A 16,822-nucleotide genomic window follows, 5' to 3' on the forward strand; every position below is an offset into this window, starting at 1 on the left:
AGACCGTTAGCCAAGTACGTGTCCTATGGCTACGCATACGTCCTCTGAAGGCATTTTTCTTTTCTTGCAGTTCTCCCCGTCCGGGGAGGTGCCGAGCGTAGTTTGCGAGGCGGAGGGGTGGTCAACAATCGACTCACTCCGAGATTGAGACCATGTCTTCATCACTCCAGCATCCCAACGACAATCGACCGCACCGACCAACAGCACTCGCGATACTTGCTGCTGCGTTGAACGCCGTTGCGCCTGATCGACTATTGCGCGAAGCGTTATCATTCGACGAACAGACTCTGCGTTGCGGCGAGCAGATCTACGATCTCGACGCGTACGAGCGGGTCGTGGTGATTGGCGCCGGCAAGGCGAGCGCGCCGATGGCCCGAGCGCTCGAGCAGATGCTCGCCGACCGCATCGACGAGAGCTTCGTGGTGGTGCGCGAGGGGTACACGGTGCCGACCGAGCGAATCGAGATCTTCGAAGCGGCGCATCCGATGCCCGACGAGCGCTCTCGAGAGGGTGCGGCGCGCGTCCTCGAGATCGCGCGTGCGGCCGGTCCGAGCGATCTGGTGATCTGCCTGCTATCCGGGGGTGGATCCTCGCTTCTGCTTGCGCCGGCCGACGGGCTCACCCTCGACGACCTGCAGCAGACGACCGACGTGCTGGTAGGAAGTGGCGCCGACATCACCGCGATCAACACCATTCGCAAGCACTGCTCGAAGCTCAAAGGTGGCAGGCTGGCCGAGGCGATCGCCCCGGCGACGTCGCTCACCCTGGTCCTGTCGGACGTCGTCGGCAATCCGCTCGACGCGATCGCGTCGGGGCCGACGGTGCCCGACGCATCGACGTACGAAAACGCTTGGCAGGTCGTGGAGCGCTTCGAGCTCGAAGACAAGCTCCCCGATGCGGTCGTCGCGCACCTTCGCGCCGGCGTCGCCGGTGAGCGCGACGAGACGCCCAAGCGGGGAAGCCAAGCCTTCGAGAAGACGACGGTGGCTGTCATCGGCGACTGCGCCACCGCCGCCGAAGCCGCGCTCGAGCAGGCGCGAGAGGAAGGATTCGACGCGGCAATACTGACGACGACGCTGGAGGGCGAAGCGCGCGAGGTCGGCGTGGTCTGTGCCTCGCTCGCCCGCGAGGTGCGAGATCATCACCGGCCCATCGAGCCGCCGGCGTGCTTGATTCTGGCCGGAGAGACCACGGTCACCCTGCAAGGCGACGGAACCGGCGGACGAAATCAAGAACTCGCGCTGTCGGCGGCTCACGCGCTTGCCGGCGAAGCCGACATCTTAGTCGCGACCCTCGCGACCGACGGCACCGACGGCCCCACCGACGCAGCCGGCGCCATCATCGACGGCGAGACCGTCGGTCGTGGCCGACGCAAAGACCTCGACGCCGTCGATCACCTCCGGCGAAACGACGCGTATCCATTTTTGGAGGCGACCGGCGAGCTCATCCTCACCGGTCCGACCAACACCAACGTCAACGATCTGGTGTGCTTGCTCGTTACGGCCCTTTCTCCTTCGGACCCGACGCCTTGACCTCGTCGGGCTTGGGAAATCCAGGCCGAGTGATCTCCTGGTCGCGCTCGGGCCGAATCTGCTCCTCGACAGGCTCGACCATGACCGGCTCGCCCTTTCTGGCCGACTCGTAGATCGCCTCGATGATCTGCACGTCGGCCATGCCCTCGTAGCCGTCCGGCTCGGGGTGTTTGTTGTCCAACACGCAATCGGCGAAGTAGATGAGCTCGGGGCCGAACTGGTCGCGCTTGGGGAAGGTGTGCGACTGGGTATCCTCGTCGGCGGTCAGCTCGTACTTGATATGCGTGGCGTAGCCGAACGCCGGCTCCATGACCAACTCGCCGTCGGTGCCCACCAGGCGAAACGTATCGGTCTTGGCCGACCCGAAGCTCGACGTGAACGTGGCCAACCGATGCCCCGGAAACCGTAAGATCGCGCTCGTCATCTCGTCGCAGTCCGCGAAGCGCGGATCGTCGGAGCTCTCCGACCAGGCGCTGACCTCGAACGGCTCGCCCCGAAACAGAAACCGAGCCGCGTTGATGCAGTAGATCCCCATGTCGTAGACGCTGCCGCCCCCCTTCTCGATGGGGTTGAGCCGAATATCGCCCTCGACGACATCTTGAGTGAAAGTCGCATCGAAGAACCTCAGGTCGCCGAGCTTCCCCTGTTGGACCAGCTCGACCGCCTCGAGGTTGCCCGCCTCGAAATGCAGCCGGTAGGCGATCATCAGCTTGACGTCGTTTCGCTCGCACGCCTCGATCATCTCGCGGCACTCTTCGGCGGTGACCGCCATCGGCTTCTCGCACAACACGTGAACGCCGGCCTCGGCCGCCTGAACGGTAAAGTCGCGATGCAAGTGATTGGGCACCGCAATATAGACCGCGTCGACGAGCCCCTCCTCGAGAAACTCCTCGTAGTCGTCGTAGTGCACACTGTACTCGACGCCGTACTTGTCGCCGAGCTCGTCGAGCTTGTCCTGGTCGCCCGAGACCAACGCCGTCAGCTCGCAGTTGTCGGCGTTCTCGAATGCGGGCAGCACCGCCGCCTGGGTGATATGACCCAACCCGACGACTGCATAGTGGATGGTGTCACGGCCTCTTGTTGTCGATTGACTCATTTGCTCCTCCTCGCGCGCTTGGCATGAAACGAAATGCGTTCCCGTGCCAAATGTGAACACGAAGTGGAGTGCGGTCTCGGAGCCTCCCGTTCAGCCGCCCTCGTCGAACTCGAGCAGCCGCCCGTGGCGCCGAAGCTGGGCGAGGCTCTCCAGCAGGCGTGTCTCGACCCAGCGGCCCTGGTCGGGCCCGAGCCCGCCGGCGGTCACGAGTTCGTCGCCGCCGGCCTCGACGAGCAAGACCCCTTCGTCGCTCGTTTCAACACGCTCCAGCCCGGCGAGGTCTCCTTTGGCGAGGGTGCGGCCCTCTTCGATCAACTCGTAGGTCTGCGGGGTCAGCAGCAGCCGACGCTCGGCGCGCCGGTAGAAGAGCCGCGCGCTGACGAGGCCGAACGCCAACAAGAAGAGCACCGAGCCGATCTTGGCCGGCCAGGCCATCGGGATGACCAACACGAGCGTAATCACCACGACCAGCCCGAGCGCCGTGTACTCGGGCCGAAGCGTGGGCATGCCGCTGCGGAAGGTCATCTCGACGCGCTCGGGCATCAAGTCGAGCACCACGTGGCCGGGCGCTCGCTCCAGCCCCTCGTCGATCCGGCTCACGGTGGCGAGCGCGACGTCGAAGCGAAGCCTCGGCGTCGCCCTATGCTCCACGAGCACGGTCTCTTTGTGGCGGCTGAGCCACGCCTCCTCGCCTGCATCGGTTCGCGCCAGGGCGTGGTCGGCAGGCTCGCCGCCACGAAGCCTGCGCAGATAAGAGAGCGCCTCTTTGGCTGACTCGAAACGGTCCTCGGCCACCGGCTCCAACAGCCGGTCGATGAAGTCCCGCACGGAGCGCTCCACACGCACCTGCTCGTGGAACTGCAGCCGATTGCGCTGCATGTCGAACTCGGCCGGATGCCTGCCGCTGAGCAGATGCACCGCCGTCGCCCCCAGCGCGTACAGATCCGAGGCCGGTTGCGCGCGACCCATGAGTTGTTCGGGAGGCAGGTAGCCGGTCGTGCCGACGACGGTCGAGCCGCCGAGTTCGTCGGGCAGCACGCTCTGGACGGCGCCGAAGTCGACCAAGACGAGGTCTCCCGAGCTCCCCTGCACGATATTGGCGGGCTTGATGTCACGGTGGACGACGGGAGGGTTTTGAGCGTGCAGGTAGCTCAAGATCTCCAGGACCCCCTCGAGGATGTCGAGCAACTCGTCCTCGTCGAACCGGCGGCCCTCCTCGATCAAGTCGGCCAGCGAGGTGCCTGCGACGTACTCCTCGACGATAAAAAAGCGCGTCTGGCCGGTGTCCGGAAGATCCACGTGAAACGCGTCGACGTACGCCGGGATGCGCGGGTGGTCGAGCGAAGCCAGCACCCGCCCCTCGCGCTCGAACAACTCGACGGTCTTCCAATCGGGCGCTCGAGACAATTCGAGCTCCTTGACGGTGACCACCTGGCTGGTCTGGCTGTCGTAGGCCAGCCACGTTCGGCCTTGCCCGCCGCGCCCGATCGGCTCGAGCAGCTCGTAGCGCCCGGCGATCAATTCGCCCACACGCGCCTCGGCGCCCCTCTCCGCCCCGGTGCGCGCGGCCTTGTTTTCGTCCTCGGGCTCCACCTGTCATACTCCTGACGCAATTGCTCGAAACGCCGGCTTCGTGCTATCCAACGTAGCCACACAAAGCCACTACAATCGTGAGGTCGAACGATGAATGTTGCAATCGTCACAGGCGCCTCGTCCGGGCTCGGGTGGGAGTACGCCAAGCAGTTGGCGCCACGCCGAGAGGTCGACGAGGTGTGGTTGGTCGCGCGTCGCCGGGACCGGCTCGAAGAGCTGGCCGGCAAGCTTATCGGTGCCGAGGGGCGCATCTTTGCGATGGATCTGACCGACGCCGAGCAGACCCGGGAGCTGTTCGAGACCCTCGAGCGTGAACAGCCCAATGTCGCCTGGCTGGTCAACAACGCGGGCTTCGGGGCCATCGGGCCCTTCGAGGATATCGACGTCGACACCCACCTGACGATGATCGACCTCAACGTGCGCGCGCTCACCGAGCTAACCCAGCGCGCCCTCCCCTATTGTGTGCCCGGATCGCGCATTGTGCAGGTCGCCAGCAGCGCGGGCTTTGCGCCGCTGGGCAACTTCGCCGTCTACGCGGCGACCAAGGCCTATGTGCTTAACTTCGCCAACGCCTTGGCCGCCGAATTGGCGCCCAAAAATATCACTGTGACCGCCGTATGCCCCGGCCCGGTCGACACCGAGTTCTCCTCGGTGGCTCACCTCGACGGCGACGACAAGGCGCCCGAGTTTATCTACGCCAAGCCCGGCGACGTGGTGCGCAAGTCGATCGCCGACGCCCGCAAAGGCAAGCTCAACTCCGTGTACGGCGCGACGATGAAGGCCTGGTCGGCCCTCAGCGGCCTGGTGCCCCGACGGCTCAGCGCTTGGACCACCTCTCTCTATCGCGGGTAGCCAGCGACCGCAGCCAGATATCTGCATGCAAGAACACGCACGAAAAGAGCAGCTCTTCGAACTGCAAAAGGCCTGGGCGGTTGCGCTCAGCGGCAGGCCGCGCATCGTCTTTGTGGACGGCCCCGACGCCGTCGGCAAGCGCGCGCTGGTCAACTCCTTTCTGGACATGATCCGCGACCAGAAGACCACCGACAAGCGGCCCCTGGTCGGCCGCGGCTCCTGCTTCGAGATCGGCGGGTGGAGCGAACCGCTGCGGGTCGCCTGGGATGGGCTCGCAGGTCTGCTCGAGGGGCGCGCCAGCGAGTCGGCAGGCGTCGATTTCGGCTGCCTGTCGGCCGTCTCCGAGCTCTCGGCGGTCGTCCCCGACGCCCACATCTCGCGGGTGGGGACCAGCTTGGCGTCGGTGGTCTGCGATGACAGCGGCCACGTGCGCATCCCCCGCGACAAGTATCTGGCTTCGCCCGAAATCCTGATTCGCGACAGCTTGCTAACGCTGGCCTCGGAGTACCCGGTCGCGCTCTTTTTGGACGAACTCGAGCTCGCCGACGCGGCCACGCTGACACTCTTGGCTAACCTGGTCGACGTGCTCTGGGAGCAAGACCAGCCGTTCTATTTCATGCTCGTGCTGGCCCATCAGCCCGAGCTGGCCCGAAGCCGCGGGGTGCTCGAGCGCCTCGAGGACCATCTCGAGCGCCACGATCGCCCCAACAACCGCATCATCGCCCGCGTCTCGCTCAAGGGCGAGCAGACCGACGTGCTCGAGGTGCTCGACGAGCTCGACGAACTCGCCCACGAAGTGCTGTCGGTCGCCAGCCTCCAGGGCCGCCGCTTCAGCGCGGCGACGGTCGCCTCGGCCACCGGTCACGACGAGCTTGCTGTGATGCGCACAGCCACACGGCTGTGCGAGCGCGGCATCTTGCGCACGGCCAACGGCCCGGCGCCCTTCGACTACTTCGGCCACGGCGTCTTCGAATTTGCCAGCCCTCGGGTCGCCGCCGCCGTTCGGCGCCGCGTGAGCGTCGAGGAGCGGCGTTTGTTGCACGGGCGGATCGCCAATCACCTGCTCTTGCAGCGCAGCAAGCTTCGCGACGGGCGCGAGCGGCTCGACTCGAGCTCGGCGGACCGCCCCGATAGCCTATTGACCGACAAATTCGCCCGCGACGCCGACAAGCTCGACGCCGCGCTGCGCTCGCTCAACCTGATGCTCGCCGAGCACCTCGTAGGCGCCGAGCGATGGATGGAGGCGCCGCGCTTTTTGGCCGACACGGCGCGCGAACTCGAGAAGCCGGCGCGCCAAAACGACTTCGAGGAGGCCGAGCAGGCTCGCCAGACGGTGTGGCTGACGCACCTGGCCGAGCAGACGCTCCTCTCCTTGATGCGCGTCCAGCCGCGAAACGAGCCCGCAGATACCATGCGCGCCGCCTTCGACGTGGCGACCATCGCGGCGACCTGCCGCACGCGCATGGGGTGCTACGCGACCGCCCTGTCCCTGCTCGAACGCGCCCTCGAGTTCGCACGGTGGATGGAGGATCGCGAGCTCGAAATTCGTGCGCTCGGCCGCAAGCTCGGCGCGCTCTATCGCTCCGGACAACACGACCGGGCCCGCGCACTCTTCGAAGAAGTCCTCGACCAGTACAAGGTCGACGCCACCCCGTGGCATATCATCGAGGTCTTTCGCACCTTCCAGCAGTGGGAACACCCCGACGTCAGCGTGCGCCGACTCGAGGCGCTCGCCGAGACCTTCGAGCAGCTCGGCCGACAAGAAATCGCCGACGCGGCCTATACGCTGGTGCTGCGCGCTCACGCCGAGATGCTCTTCGAGCGATTCGAGACCGGCGAACTCGGCCACAGCGACTTGGCTGACGTGATCGCAGAGGCGGAGAAACATGGCTTCGGGGGAGAATCTCGGAGCATCCTGCTCGAGAAATTCGAAGAGGGCGTTCGCGAGGAGCTGGTCCGCCACGGCTGGTTCCATCTGCAGTCGCGCGAGCGCTTGGCCTTGGTGCGCGCGGCGATCGAGCTTCTCGAGCGCAGCCGGCGCATGCGCGAGCTCTTCGAGCTGTGCCGCAGCACCTCGCGCACGGAAAATGACACCACGACCGCTGACCGCGCCAAGATAGGCTACGCGCGGGTCTTCGCCCTGTGGCGTGCACGCGCCCAGACGGTTCTGGAGACGTGGGACGCCGCGGCCACCGGAGAGGAGCCCGCTCACGACGAAAAGCCGATCGCGAACCTGCGCCGAGAACTCCTCACCGGCAGGCTCGACCACAACACCTACTTCACGGCGCTGCGCGAGGGCATCGACGCAGCCGACCGTCAGAAGATGCGCCGCGAGGCGATCGCGCTGCGCAGTCGGCTCGCCGCCGAGGGCACCATCAAACGCGACAAGGCCGAACGCATCCTCGCCGAGGTCGAGCAGTTGGTCTCCCACGCCGACGACGAGAGCCTCAAGCTCTACGTGATGGCCACGCGGCTGCGCATGGCCCGCGGCGACGCAGACACCCTCGAGGCCCTGGACAAACGCGCCGAGGCGACGGCGGCCAAGTACTACGCGCGCGCCGCCGATGACGATCGCATCTGGTTGGCGTCGATCGCCGCCGAGATCGCCGAGACGAGCGGCCGCGACCGTGATCGCGATGCCTGGTTCAAGCACCAGGTGCGCACCCTGGGACGAGCGCGTCCCGACGCGCCCCCGGCGCCCTTCGAGCCGCTCGACCTCGTCGAAGCGGCCCGCGAGGCGCGCTCGCCGCTGCCCGACGCCCCCTCGGTGCGAAGCCTCATCGAGGCGGCGCGAGACGCGCACGCCGACGGAGATTTCGACCTCGCCATCGAAAAGCTCGACGCAGCGCGAACCCGTGCGCCGATGGCCCCCGAGGCCTGGCCGGCCGCCCGTGAGCTCGAGGAGGAGTTGTCACTCGCATGGGAGGCCAAGGCATCGAATGACGCCGACGCCGAGGCGATGACTCGCGCGATCGACGCGCTGTCGCGCTCGGTCGACTACTCGCGCAAGCTGGGCCAGTTCGACGTCGCCGTCGAATCCCTGGGGCGCGCCGTCCAGCTCGCCCGAAGAAACCAGACCGAAGTTTTCTGGGACCTGCACGCCGAGCTCCGCGCCATGGCCCTGGAGTTGGGAAGCGTCGACCAGGTCGACCGCGCCTTCGACATCTCCTTCGACCTGCTCGCACGCTCCCAACGCCGCCCCGTCTTCGGTGAGAGCGAGCCGCTGGAGCTCGAGGACGCGCTCGAAGAGTTCGTCGCCAACAACACGCGCATGCTTCGCCGCATCGGCGCCGGCAGCCTGTTATCGAAGTGGGACGCGATGCTCGCCCAAGTCATCGAACAGACCAAACAAATCCCCGGCCCCTGAATCGGCCGATTTGCACCCAAACACGCGAATATGACCAACCTTCAAAACGACCTGACCCGCCCCATCGAAATTTGGGTCGACGCCGTCGACTCTACCGACATCCTCGGCGCCCCAGAAGACTTTCTGGTCGGCTATGGAGCCGTCTGCCGCGCCATCGCCCGACTGCTCGAAACGGGCGACGCCGCCTACGCCCCGAGCCTCTTCACCGCACTGGCGGCCTGCGAGTTCGTGATGGCCGAACACCCATCGTGGACGAAAAAGGTGGGCTTGCCTCCGCTGCAGCCGCTCTCCGGCGACTGGCTCGAGTTGCTCGACGACGGCTCGGCCGAGTTGCGCCTCGCCGCCTCGCTCAGCTCGCTACACCCGGCCGGCTTGGCGTCGGACGGCGAGCGCATCCGCCCGCTCCGCACGCACCTCGAACCGATCGACTACCGCGACGAAGCCGCCTCGGTGCGCTGGGACTTCAAGGCGACCGACGAGGTCGTCTGGGACAAAGAGCCCGACGTCGACGGGCTCAACGCCATCTTCGCCCGGCGTCTCAAGCTGTGGGACGGCCTGCCGGCCGACTTCGGCCGCGGCGCCATCACCGCGCGCCTCGCCGACATCGACGCTTTTTTGCGCGGCGAGACCGACGAGGCCAAGCTCTCGCGGCTCTGCTTCTCTCTGTCGCTCGTCGACACCTGGCGGCTGTCGGACGACCCGTTCGAGGACGAGGCGGACGAGACAGACGTCGACCCCGCCTATGCCCTGCTACGACTCACCTACGCGGGCCGCCCGCTGGGTCCCGAGGTCCCGCTCAACCGCGACATCCACCTGCTCGCCGACCGCGGCGACCTCGACACGGCCCGAGAGTTCGCCGGCGCTCACCTACGCAAACACGGCTACACGATCGGCCGCGACGACTTCACGAACGAGCTCGACGCACGCCGCGTTGCCGCCGCGTTGCTCTTCCCGCTCAGCCTCGAAGACCGCACACGCTTGGCCCAGTCGGTCGACTTGTCCGCCTGACGGCCATCACCTCTCAAAACCCGCCCGCAACCCTCGCTTGCGAGAGCTGGAAGCACTCGCTCCGACAGCGCGCGATTCGTTCGGTGCGGGGGCATCTTGCCCTCGTCCGCGAGAGCTGGAAGCACTCGCTCCGAAAGCGCGCGATTCGTTCGGTGCGGGGGCATCTTGCCCTCGTCTGCGAGAGCTGGAAGCACTCGCTCCGAAAGCTCAACTCAACCCCAACAGCTCCGGCAACACCCTCTGCACGCCCTCCTGGGCGTCCGCCGGCGTCGCGCCGAACGAAATGACGTCGAGCTTGCCCTTCTTGGCGAGCGGACCGCAGTTGTAGAAGACGAACCGGCCCTCGCCGGTCTCCGGGTCGAAGAGTTCGTCGCCGACCGCCTCGAGAATATGCGGCAGGCCGACGCCGACGAGTTCGGGGTGGACGTAGTCTTGGGCGATATACGGTGGGCGGGCGCCGTTGACGAGGCGGTCGACCAGGTGCATGGGGGTGCTAGTGCCGCCCCAGCGACCGTTGCATTCGGTGACGCGGATGTCGAAGTCGCCCTCCGGATCTCCGACGACGATGAAGTCGAACGAGCAGCGGCCGACGTAGCCGAACTCCTGGAAGATCGTGGCCAGCACGAACGAGGCCTCGGCGAGTTGGCGGTTGACCTCGTCGGGCAAGGTCGAGGGGCGACTGCCGACGAAGACGCGCTCGGGGCCGCTCAAGATCTGTTGGTAGACGCCGTCGAGGCGTACCTCGCCGACATCGGCCGGTGGGATCCACATCTGGGTCGACGGGGACTCGTCGGTCTGGGCCCACTCGACGACGAGGACCTCTTCGCCCTCGTCCCACTCGGTCTTGGTCAAAAACTGGCGCACTTGCCGGTCGAGCTCGATGGGCTCGACGCGGCGGATCATCGCGCTCTCGAAGACGATATTGCCCATCGCCGAGGCGCAACGTGTGCGCTTCAAGCCGACCATGTGGTGGCGCTCGGCGAGCTCGATGAGCCGGCGGACCATCGCCTCAGGCGCGGTCTCTTGGTGGGTTTCGACGTTCCAAGCGCCGTCGGCGACGCGGTCGATAACCCCGGCGAGCGCGCCCTTGTCGTTGGCGATCCACAGCGCGGGGGGAGGCGGGCCGGTCACGCTGGCGTCGACGCCCCGCTCCGAGAGCTTCTCGGCGAGCGTCCAGACCGCCTCGATCGACATATACGGCTCGATGACCACCCCGCCTCGCTCGGCGGCCCACTCGGCGATCCGGTCGAGGTTGTGGCCATAGGCACACGCCTCGGCAATCGTCATCGGGCCGCTGACGGGCTTGGCTTGAAAGAAGTCGGGCTCGCCCAACCCGAGTTTTTGCTGGCAATACGCCTCGTAGCCCTCGACGGGGCTCGTCACCGCCACGAACAGGTCACCGGTCTCGGCGCGCACGCGGGCTCGGTGCTGGTACTCTTCGACACCCGGGATGTCGGCGACGAACGGAATGCCGGAGACGTCTTCCAGGTGCAAGACGGGGCGTTCGTCGCGCACACCGTCGTGGCGATAGGGGCTGTACGGGGCGAGGGCCGCGTCCAAGTCGAACTCGTCGTAGAGCTCACGGGCGACCTTGCGGGCGTGCTCGAGGGTCTCGGATGAGAGGAGCTCGCTAGCGAAAACTTCTTTCATGATAGTCCGTACGTCTATTAGTCTGGAGTTTCGCCGAATTTGTCGGCGTTTTCTTCGGTGCGAGGGCATCTTGCCCTCGTAAATTGGGCCGAAGGTAGGCCGTTTCAGGCCGCCTTGCGAGCCCCATCGGCCCCTGGCGGCGCGTGTCGGGCCAGTTGAGTTGTCTGTTTTTCGTAAACCCGGTCGTCAGACCGGGTTTGCCATAATTGTTCTTGCTCCATCTGGCGGTGAAATGCCTGGAGCATGTCGACGAAACTGATTGTCACTTTGTGCGGATACCACGGGGCCAGATAGCGCGCCCACCATATGTCTTTGAGCGGCTGACCATGGTCGAGATACCACAGCACCACAAAGCTGTAGCACAGCATTCCGAATGGAACCGTGCGCTCCGAGGCGATCGGCCGCCGCTCGATAGGAGCCTTGGGCCCGTGGATCGTCGAATCTGCAGGTTCGTCTCCTTGAGCGAATCCGTTTTGGACCTCCTCGATGCCCATGTACTGCTTGCAGTCACGGTAGCAGCTCTCCAGCGACCACCGCAGGCTCTGCGGAATCAGGACTTTGGGGCCCGAGCAGCCCGGCCGGCTTCGAAAGTAGTAGTTATCTTCGAGTCGTCCGCTCGGATCGCGAGTGATGACGACGGTCAGCACGCGATCCTTCCCGGCGCTCTTCCACTGAGCCTCAAATGTTTTGATCCAAAGCTGCAGTTGTTGACCATAGATGTAAAGGATTTGCTCTTTCCACGGCAGCTGGGGATCCTCAGCGAGCTCGGCCAACGATGGGAGCCGCTTGCCCCAGATGCGTCGGCGTCCCGGCCCCGGCGTTTGCTCGACCTTGGCATCAAAGAGAGCTGCATTGGCTTTGAATCGGCCGACCATCTCCATGTTATCGTCCAGGGCCGAAAAAACGGTCCTGTTGACGTAGTCGTTGTCGCCCACGACGACAAAATGGGCCTCGAGCCACCAGCTTCTCAAGACTGCGAGCATCTCGGCAAAAAGCTGGGGGCGGCTGCAATAGGCCTCAGGCGGACACAGCTTACGGGTGCGGTGCAGACGAAACAGCAACGGAACGGCGATGCCGCCGCTGTGCATGAAACCGACCGGGACCCAAACTGCCAGCGTCACAAATTGAAGACCCCAGCAGAATGCCGACTTGCGCACCCTCTTGCCGGTGAGGGTCGAGCGCATCGGGTCTCGATGGATTCCGGCGCCCATCACAAAGGGCCCAGTGCGCCGGCAAACAGTATCATCCACAAGCACATACACCGTTTGTCCGAGTCGGGCCTTCAAAGCCAACGCCAGCAGATGGCCGAGCTCATCCAGGCTCCATTTGGCCCGCGAAAAGAACCGATAGAATATCGAGAAATGTTTGGGCTCACCGTCCGGTTTCATCCTCAGCCCCGGCATAAAACGGCCGGCGCGCAACAGGTTACTGATGCATCGCCTAGATTCACATCGGATCCAGGCCAACATCAGGTAACTAAAGTTGTCGTAAGTCGGGGTGCTGAAGGCCGGTCGAAACATCTCGATGAGGGCTTTGATAGAGGCCATTGTCGAGCCAGGGCTTGGACGGTTGGACTGCTTGGTGTACGCAACCCTAGCAACCACCTCCAAGCCCTTCTTATTTTCATTTCGACCACTTATGCCACGTACCTACTAATCGCTGAGCATACTAGACGCGCCAACTCAAGGAGTGCCGCCTGAAAAGATGGCGAAACTCCAGATTAGTGCAGACAAACAACAATTTGGGGGTCGTTCGATTCGCCTCTTTCGCTCGTTCGAACGACCCTCAAATTGTTGTTTGTATCCTTCATTGGATTTTGAATCGAAACGGCGTGGTCAAGACTTTGACGCGCCCGTCGCCGGTCTCGGGGAACGTCCACGACTCGACGCGTTTGACGATGCATGATTCTACGTCCTTGGCGTCGACTGTCGACTCGACCACGTCGGCGTTGGCGACGTTGCCTTCGGCCGCGATGACCATGCGCACCTTGACGCCGCCGCCGAAGTCGGGGTCGCGCAGCAGCCCCTTCTCGAAGCAGGCGGTGATCTCGTCGTTGTGCGAGGCGATGATGCGCCGGGCGCCCGCCTGGGTGAGCACGGGCAGGAGCGCGCTGCTTCCCTTGTCGGATTTCGTCGTCTTGTTTCGCCCAGTCGTCTTGTTTCGCCCAGTCGTCTTGTTTCGCCCAGTCGTCTTGTTTCGCCCAGTCGTCTTGTTTCGCCCAGTCGTCTTGTTTCGCCCAGTCGTCTTGTTTCGCGCCGTCTTTTTGCGGACGCGCTCTTTGGGTCGTGCCTTCTTGTCGACGAGTGCGCGTGCCCTCTCCCGGTGCGCTTCGGCGCCGGCGCCGATCGCACGGTGAAGCCGCTCGGCGGCAATCCCCAGAGCGACGAGCCTATTCGGGTCGGCTTGCGCGGCGGGCTCATCCTCCGAACCTTTCTCGGCGGTGGCGGTGGCTTCGGGTGCGTCAGTCGCACCACTATCGTCGTCCTGCGTGACCACGTACGCGCCTCCACCGACCGCCAATGCCAACGCCACAACCACCCACAGGCCCACCCGGCTCGAGCCTTTCTCGGCGCCCGACTCGGCCACTGGCTCGGCGAATTCGACGGCCTCGGCGGTGTCGGTGGACATCGGCGTGAGCATGTCATCCGTCGAGGCGCGCTCGACCTCCTCGAGGTCGACGAGCGGCTGGCCGCCGTCGGCAGCGAGCGACTCGAACGGGAGCGTTTGGGCCAAAGAATCGGCCTCGGCGGGCGTCATCTGCTCGACGGGGATCGCGTCGAGCGCTTCGGCGGACAGCCGGCCGAGCTCGGCCTCGAGCGCTTGGCGAACTTCGAGCGCCTCCTGGAACCGGTCGTCGGGCTGCTTTTCGAGCAGCCGCATGATGATCGCCTCGACCCCCTCGGGCACCGAGATCCCTATTTGGCTGGGCGGCTCGGCTTCCGAGTTAACGTGCGCCAGCAGCGTCTTGAGCGGGGTCTCGCCGCCGAAGGGAGGTTTGCCGGAGACGAGCTCATAGAGGATGACGCCCAGCGAGTAGAGGTCGGAGCGCGGGTCGACGTCGGCGCTCTGGCACTGCTCCGGGCTCATATACGCCGGGGTCCCGAAGATCTGGCCGGTGCGCGTCACCGAGGTGCTCTCGGCGTCGAGGTTCTTGGCGATGCCGTAGTCGAGCACCTTGACGAAGATTTCGTCGCCGGGCACGTCGACCAAAAAGATATTGTCGGGTTTGAGGTCGCGGTGGACGATATTGGCCCGGTGGGCCGCCGCCAGCGCCGAGCAGACTTGGACGCCGATGGTCAACGCGTCGCCAAGCGGCAATGCTCCGTGGTACAAGACCTCGCCGAGCTCGCGCCCCTCCAAGAACTCCATCGCCAGGTAGAGGACGTGGTCGTCTTTATCCTGGCCGAAATCGTAGATCGTCACGCAGTGCGGGTGGTTGAGCGTCGAGGCGACGTTGGCCTCGCGGAAAAAGCGCTCGACGTACTCCTCGGTGTCGGCGAGCGCGCCGCGCAGTGTCTTGACGGCGACGGTGCGCCCCACGCTGGTCTGCTGGCCGCGATAGACCGCGCCCATACCGCCTTCGCCGATCTTCTCCTCGATGAGCCAGCGCCCGTCGAGCACCCGCCCGAGCATCTTGTCGCCGGCGTCCGACTCGGTGTGGATATGGCGCAGCTCGGTGCCGTCTTCCGGGCAGAACTCAAGCTCTGCGTCGTACCTCCCCAGGCATTTCGGGCAGATTCTCATCCGTTACACATCGTCAATTCATGGAGCGCTGCCCGAATTGTCAGCTATTTGCTCGAAAATGTCACCCCTACCCCAGCGCCACATCCAAGATCATCATGACCGTGAATCCGACCATCAGCGCGTTGGTCGCCAGGTCGGCGTTACCGCTCAATTGCGCTTCGGGCACGAGCTCTTCGACGACGACGTAGACCATCGCGCCGGCGGCGAAGCTGAGCGCATAGGGGAGCGCCGGGCGCGCCGACATCACAAAGAGCGCGCCGAGCACCCCGGCCACCGGTTCGACGATGGCCGAGAGTTGGCCGTACCAGAACGACTTGAGCCGCGAGACGCCCTCACGCCGCAGCGGCATGGCCACAGCGACGCCCTCGGGGAAATTCTGCAAGCCGATGCCGATCGCCAGCGCCACCGCACCGCCGATGCTCGCCTCGGGAATTCCATGGGCCGCCGCACCGAAGGCCACGCCCACGGCCAAGCCTTCGGGGATATTATGGAGCGTGATGGCCAACACGAGCAGCGTGGCGCGCCGCCAGGTAGTTTGCGGACCCTCGGCCTCCTCGATCGGAAGACCCGGGTGCAGGTGCGGCAGTACCTTGTCGACGCCCCACAAAAAGAGGCCGCCGGCCATGAAGCCAATCGCCGGCGGCACCCACGGGGTCATCCCCTGACGCGTCGCCATGTCGATGGCCGGCGCCAGCAGCGACCAGAAACTCGCCGCGAGCATCACCCCCGCGGCAAAGCCGAGCATCGCGTCGAGCACCTTCTGGTTGACCGAGCGGGTCAAGAAGACGGTCGCCGCCCCCAGCGCGGTCACTACCCAGGTGAAGGTGGTGCCGAAGAAGGCCTGCGTGACGGGGGTGTACTGCTCGATCCATTCAAACATTTGGAAGGGTTACTTAGGGTTACTTGGGGTTACTTAGGGTTACTTAGGGTTACTTGGGGTTACTTAGGGTTACTTAGGGTTACTTGGGGTTACTTAGGGTTACTTGGGGGTATTGGTTCGTGTGGGTGAGTCAGGTGTCCTTGGCGGCTTTCTGCTGATAGAGCGCAATCGCTATCGTGCTGCCGACGATCAGAAGTGCGCCGATGACACTAAGAACAGTGGGAAACTCGTCGAAGAAAAACATGCCCCAGACAAAGGCGAAGACAACTTGAAGGTAGCTTACGGCGGTCGCGCGTCCAGCTTCTTCGAGGTGCAAGCCCTTGGTCATGGCCACTTGAGCGATATGAGTAACGATGCCGATGGCCAGCAAGACGCCAAGCTCCCACCACGTGGGTATGATCGCGTCGGGCAGCGCAGTCGGGATGGAGGCGGGCGTGGCGATGAGCGGGAAGTAGAAGACGACCACCAGCGCGTGCTCGCTCTCGCGCAGCTTGCGCACGATGACGTAGGAAATCGCCGCGAAGACCGCCCCGGCCAGCGCCACGCCCACGTCGAATGGGTCGAGGCGAGAGGCCCCGCCGAAGATGAACGAAGGTTGGGCGATGAGCACCACGCCCCCCAGGCTGAGCACCACCCCGAGCAGGTCGACCTTCTTGAGGCGCTCGCCCAAGAACACAGCCGCCAAGAGGGCCGTGAACACCGGGTTGGAGTACATGATCAGCGTGGCGTCGGCCAACGGCAGGTGCGTCACCCCGTAGTAGAAGCAACTCAGCGCCATGAAGCCCGTAAAGCCGCGCACCACCAGCCACTTTTTGTTGTTGCCCCACGGATTGACCCCGGCGCGCTTGAGCATCCACCAGGCGAAGATGAGCACCAGCAGGCTTCGAAAGAAGACGATCTCCTGGCTCGGCAGTCGCTCCCCAGCCACCTTGACCAACAGGCCCATGATGCTGAAGAAGAACGCACTGATGGCCATGTATGTTAGCCCGGAGACTTCTTTCGACTTCATGGGGCTCCTTCTTCGTTCACGCCGCAATCCTCTCTCGCTCGATCTCTCCTAACACTTGACGCAACAAACGCCACCTTCTACTAAACCCATC

The 16,822-nt window shown here is 64.8% G+C and carries 11 protein-coding genes; 4 read left to right on the forward strand and 7 right to left on the reverse strand.

Going from position 1 to position 16,822, the window contains the following annotated elements; translation table 11 throughout:
- The first annotated feature begins 152 nt into the window (after positions 1 to 152).
- Positions 153 to 1,532 (forward strand): glycerate kinase type-2 family protein, encoded by a 1,380-nt coding sequence (locus tag FIV42_RS06415; RefSeq protein ID WP_141196873.1) that lies wholly within the window; start codon positions 153 to 155, stop codon positions 1,530 to 1,532.
- On the opposite strand, the gene FIV42_RS06420 is transcribed toward FIV42_RS06415, so the two are convergent.
- Together FIV42_RS06420 and FIV42_RS06425 are read right to left on the reverse strand one after the other, a co-directional pair.
- Positions 1,498 to 2,628 carry a Gfo/Idh/MocA family protein gene (locus FIV42_RS06420; RefSeq protein WP_141196874.1) on the reverse strand — a complete coding sequence of 377 codons (1,131 nt, stop codon included), beginning with the start codon at positions 2,626 to 2,628 and terminating at the stop codon, positions 1,498 to 1,500. The two genes, FIV42_RS06415 and FIV42_RS06420, sit on opposite strands and share 35 nt — an antisense overlap.
- Positions 2,629 to 2,718: 90 nt before the next feature.
- Positions 2,719 to 4,221, reverse strand: coding sequence for a serine/threonine protein kinase (locus FIV42_RS06425; RefSeq protein WP_141196875.1), 1,503 nt, complete (start codon positions 4,219 to 4,221; stop codon positions 2,719 to 2,721).
- 90 nt (positions 4,222 to 4,311) lie between these two features.
- On the opposite strand from FIV42_RS06425, the gene FIV42_RS06430 reads away from it, so the two are divergent.
- Genes FIV42_RS06430 through FIV42_RS06440 form a run of 3 tightly spaced genes read left to right on the forward strand, consistent with a single transcriptional unit; the run spans position 4,312 to position 9,448 of the window.
- Entirely contained in the window at positions 4,312 to 5,073 is a 762-nt protein-coding gene (locus FIV42_RS06430) for an SDR family NAD(P)-dependent oxidoreductase (RefSeq protein WP_141196876.1), read from the forward strand.
- A 25-nt stretch (positions 5,074 to 5,098) separates the two neighbouring features.
- The gene (locus FIV42_RS06435) at positions 5,099 to 8,440 is read left to right on the forward strand and encodes an AAA family ATPase (protein ID WP_141196877.1); all 3,342 of its coding nucleotides are present in this window, start codon (positions 5,099 to 5,101) and stop codon (positions 8,438 to 8,440) included.
- A gap of 30 nt (positions 8,441 to 8,470) precedes the next feature.
- Complete coding sequence (locus tag FIV42_RS06440) at positions 8,471 to 9,448, forward strand: hypothetical protein (RefSeq protein WP_141196878.1); 978 nt, start codon at positions 8,471 to 8,473, stop codon at positions 9,446 to 9,448.
- Positions 9,449 to 9,655: 207 nt separating this feature from the next.
- On the opposite strand, the gene FIV42_RS06445 is transcribed toward FIV42_RS06440, so the two are convergent.
- The 5 genes from FIV42_RS06445 to FIV42_RS06465 all read right to left on the reverse strand — a co-directional run bounded on the left by FIV42_RS06445 (position 9,656) and on the right by FIV42_RS06465 (position 16,731).
- Positions 9,656 to 11,098 (reverse strand): preATP grasp domain-containing protein, encoded by a 1,443-nt coding sequence (locus FIV42_RS06445; protein ID WP_141196879.1) that lies wholly within the window; start codon positions 11,096 to 11,098, stop codon positions 9,656 to 9,658.
- Positions 11,099 to 11,202: 104 nt separating this feature from the next.
- Positions 11,203 to 12,645 carry an IS701 family transposase gene (locus tag FIV42_RS06450; RefSeq protein WP_146983763.1) on the reverse strand — a complete coding sequence of 481 codons (1,443 nt, stop codon included), beginning with the start codon at positions 12,643 to 12,645 and terminating at the stop codon, positions 11,203 to 11,205.
- Between the two features lie 259 nt (positions 12,646 to 12,904).
- A complete protein-coding gene (locus FIV42_RS06455) occupies positions 12,905 to 14,842 on the reverse strand; it encodes a protein kinase domain-containing protein (protein ID WP_141196880.1) in 1,938 nt (645 codons plus the stop codon).
- Between the two features lie 67 nt (positions 14,843 to 14,909).
- Positions 14,910 to 15,722, reverse strand: a complete 813-nt coding sequence (locus FIV42_RS06460; RefSeq protein WP_141196881.1) for a ZIP family metal transporter — start codon at positions 15,720 to 15,722, stop codon at positions 14,910 to 14,912.
- A 130-nt stretch (positions 15,723 to 15,852) separates the two neighbouring features.
- A complete protein-coding gene (locus FIV42_RS06465; RefSeq protein ID WP_222615395.1) occupies positions 15,853 to 16,731 on the reverse strand; it encodes a DMT family transporter in 879 nt (292 codons plus the stop codon).
- Positions 16,732 to 16,822: the final 91 nt, after the last annotated feature.

The sequence above is a fragment of the Persicimonas caeni genome (assembly GCF_006517175.1).
Taxonomy (GTDB): Bacteria; Myxococcota_A; Bradymonadia; order Bradymonadales; family Bradymonadaceae; genus Persicimonas; species Persicimonas caeni.